Source organism: Streptomyces sp. NPDC002795 (assembly GCF_042888725.1).
GTDB lineage: Bacteria > Actinomycetota > Actinomycetes > Streptomycetales > Streptomycetaceae > Streptomyces.
This window is the reverse complement of record NZ_JBIAQB010000025.1, coordinates 1-3,655: the sequence shown is the minus strand read 5'-3', so window position 1 is coordinate 3,655 and position 3,655 is coordinate 1. Positions and strand designations below refer to the sequence as shown.

General features: G+C 69.8%; 2 protein-coding genes. One reads left to right on the top strand and one right to left on the bottom strand.

The genetic code is table 11. From position 1 onward, the window contains the following. Positions 1–1,763, bottom strand: a 1,763-nt coding sequence (locus tag ACFYWS_RS39575; RefSeq protein WP_389284624.1) for an ATP-binding protein, incomplete at its 3' end; no start/stop codon positions are given. A 142-nt stretch (positions 1,764–1,905) separates the two neighbouring features. On the opposite strand from ACFYWS_RS39575, the gene ACFYWS_RS39570 reads away from it, so the two are divergent. Next, on the top strand, positions 1,906–3,321 hold the full coding sequence (locus ACFYWS_RS39570) for a cation:dicarboxylate symporter family transporter (protein ID WP_389284622.1): 1,416 nt from the start codon (positions 1,906–1,908) through the stop codon (positions 3,319–3,321). The last annotated feature ends 334 nt before the right edge of the window (positions 3,322–3,655 follow it).

Genomic DNA, 3,655 nt, shown 5'->3' with positions numbered 1-3,655 from the left:
GGGCGGGGCGGCCCCGCCCCCCCGGCGCCCCCCGGGGGCGCGGGCGCGGGGCCCCCCCCCCCCCCCCCCCGGCCCCCGCCCGGGGGGGGGGGGGGGGCCGGGGGGCCCCCCCCCGCACCCCGCTGCTCAATCGCCGCAGGGGCTTGATGTGGCACAAGCGGCGCCGCAACAAGTGGCACTCGAACCGTGAACTCCGCCCCGCCCTCCGGCGCGCGCCCCAGCTCCAGCACCCCACCACACCGCGCCAACGCCTGCCGCACCAACGCCAGGCCGAGCCCACGCCCACCCGCCCCCGACTCCTTCGTCGACCAGCCGCGAACGAAGACGGAGTCGGTGTGCGCCGGATCGACCCCGGGACCCGTGTCCGCCACCCGCAGCAAAAGAACATCGTCATCGGTCCGCGCCGTCACCGTGACCCGCGCCCCGGGCGACCCCTGCGCCGCGTCGACCGCATTGTCGACGAGATTGCCGAGCACGGTGACCAGGTCACGCGCCGGCAGCGCCTGCGGCAGCAGCCCGTCGTCGATCCGGGTGTCGGCCGACACCACCAGCTCCACACCGTGCTCATTGGCCTGCGCCGCCTTGCCGAGCAGCAGCGCGGCGAGCACCGGCTCGTGCACCGCGCCCACCACCTGATCGGTCAGCGCCTGCGCCAGCTCCAGCTCGGCGGTCGCGAACTCCACGGCCTCGTCCGCCCGGTCGAGCTCGATCAGCGAGACGACCGTGTGCAGCCGGTTCGCCGCCTCGTGCGCCTGCGACCTGAGCGCCCGCGTGAACCCCCGCTCGGAGTCCAACTCGCCCATCACCGCCTGCAGTTCGGTGTGGTCGCGCAAGGTCACGACCGTGCCGCGCCGGTCACCGCTCGCCACCGGAGACGTATTGACGACGACGACACGGTCGACCGTCAGATGCACCTCGTCGACCCGCGGCTCGTCGGCGAGCAGCGCACCGGTGAGCGGCGCCGGCAGCCCGAGCTCGGCGACGGACCGCCCGACGACGTCGTCCCCTTCCGCGACACCGAGCAGCACCCGCGCCCCGTCATTGATCAACGCGACCCGCCGCTGCCCGTCCATCATCACGAGCCCCTCGCGCACGGCGTGCAGCGCGGCCTGGTGATAGGCGTGCATCCGGCTCAGCTCGGTGGCGTTCATCCCGTGCGTGTGCCGGCGAAGGCGCGCGTTGATGACATACGTACCGATGCCGCCCAGCACCAGCGCGGCGAGCGCGACCCCCGCCACCGCGAGGACCTGCCCCTGCGCCTGAGCGGTGATGACATCGACCGTGATGCCGGCGCTGACGAGCCCGACGACCCGGTGCCGCCCCTCGTCGTACACGGGCGTGACCACCCGCACCGAGGCCCCGAGCGTCCCCGTGTACGTCTCCGAGAACGTGTGTCCCTTCAACGCGGGCCCGATGTGCCCGAGGTAGCGCTCCCCGATCTGCCGCTCGTCGGGATGCGTCCAGCGGATCCCGTCCGGATCCATGATCGTCACGAAGTCGACGCCCGTGTGCCGCTGCACCTCCCGCGCGTACGGCTGAAGGTGCTCGGTCGGATCCACGGCGCCCGACGCCGCCTCCCGCACGGACCGCGCGTCGGCGACCGCCCGCGCCGTGGCCGTGGCCTGGCGCTGCGCGCTGTTCTCCGCCTGCCCCCGGTCACTGACGTACGTGAAGAGCGCACACCCCGCCACCACGACGGCCACCAGCACGACCTGCATCGTGAAGAGCTGGCCGGCCAGGCTGCGGGGACGGGGGAGACGCATGCGGAACAGTCTGCCCTTCGTATAAGCACGAACTAAATGAACGGAAGGGTGACGGTACTCACCGGGGGGAGAGATAGTCGCCAAGATTCGCAGGACGTGAGCCGCACGACCTGGTACGCCGACGTCGTCGTCAGGAGGAACCGTGGCCGATACAGAGACCGCGAAACCAGCCGCACCAGCGAAGCGGGACCGCACTCACTATCTCTACATCGCCGTGATCGTGGCCGTGCTGCTCGGTATCGCAGTGGGCTTCGCCGCGCCCGACTTCGCCAAGGAACTCAAGCCCATCGGCACGGGCTTCGTGAACCTGATCAAGATGATGATCTCGCCCATCATCTTCTGCACGATCGTCCTGGGCGTCGGCTCCGTCCGGAAGGCCGCGAAGATCGGCAAGGTCGGCGGCCTCGCCCTCGGCTACTTCATGGTGATGTCGGTCGTGGCCCTCGCCATCGGCCTGCTCGTCGGCAACTTCCTGCACCCCGGCGACGGCATGCACCTCACCGAGGCGGTGAAGGGCGCCGGCCACACCGCGGCCGAAGAGGCCAACGAGGGCCCCGTCGACTTCATCCTCGGCATCATCCCGACGACGATGGTCTCCGCCTTCACCGGCGACTCGGTCCTCCAGACGCTGCTCATCGCCCTGCTCGTCGGCTTCGCCCTCCAGGCCATGGGCCGCTCCGGCGAGCCCGTCCTGCGCGGCGTCGAGCACATCCAGAAGCTCGTCTTCCGGGTCCTCGGCATGATCATGTGGGCCGCCCCGGTCGGCGCGTTCGGCGCGATGGCCGCGGTGATCGGCGAAACGGGTCTCGACGCGCTCAAGGCCCTGCTCACGATCATGGTCGGCTTCTACGTCACGTGCGCCCTGTTCGTCGGCATAGTGCTCGCGACGATCATGCGCCTGGTGACGGGCTTCAACATCTTCATGCTGCTGAAGTACCTCGGCCGCGAGTTCCTCCTGATCCTCTCGACGTCTTCGTCGGAGTCGGCCCTGCCGCGTCTGATCGCGAAGATGGAGCACCTGGGAGTCAGCCGCCCGGTCGTCGGTATCACCGTCCCGACCGGCTACTCCTTCAACCTCGACGGCACCATGATCTACCTGACCATGGCCTCCATCTTCATCTCCGACGCCCTGGACCAGACGATGTCCGTGGGCGAACAGATCGGCCTGCTCCTCTTCATGATGATCGCGTCGAAGGGCGCGGCGGGCGTCTCCGGCTCCGGCATCGCCGTCCTCGCCTCGGGCCTCCAGTCCCACAAGCCGGGCCTGGTCGACGGCGTCGGCCTGATCATCGGCATCGACCGCTTCATGAGCGAGGCCCGCGCCCTCACCAACTTCGCGGGCAACGCGGTGGCCACGCTGCTCATCGGCACGTGGACCGGCGAGGTCGACCGGGACCGCGTGAAGCGGGTCCTCGCCGGCGACCTCCCCTTCGACGAGCGCACGCTCCTCGACTCCGGCACTCCCTCTGACTCCTCCGACTCCTCCGACTCCTCCGACGGCGATTCGGACGTTCCGACGCCGCACGACGGCGGGGCAAAGGAGCCGGTCGGAGCCTGAACCTGAGCGCTTCCGTAGGGGCGGGGCCCGGTGCGATACGTCGCGCCGGGCCCCGCTTTTGTGCCGCGGGGGCACGTGGCGTAGAGTTCTTCGAGTTGCCCACAGGGCGGCACCCCCCAACCAACTGCATGATCTCCCGACCGGGATTCTATTCGGCGTGCCCGAATTCAATTCCGAACCCTCGATTCGCTCGGGGGCCGGGAATCCGCTAAAGTTTGGAACGTCGGAACGGCCCAACAGCCGCGAAGACAAACCCAACTGACTGGGAATCAGGCCCGAAAGGATCTGATAGAGTCGGACTCGCCGGAAAGCCGAAAGGCCGGAAAGCGAAGAG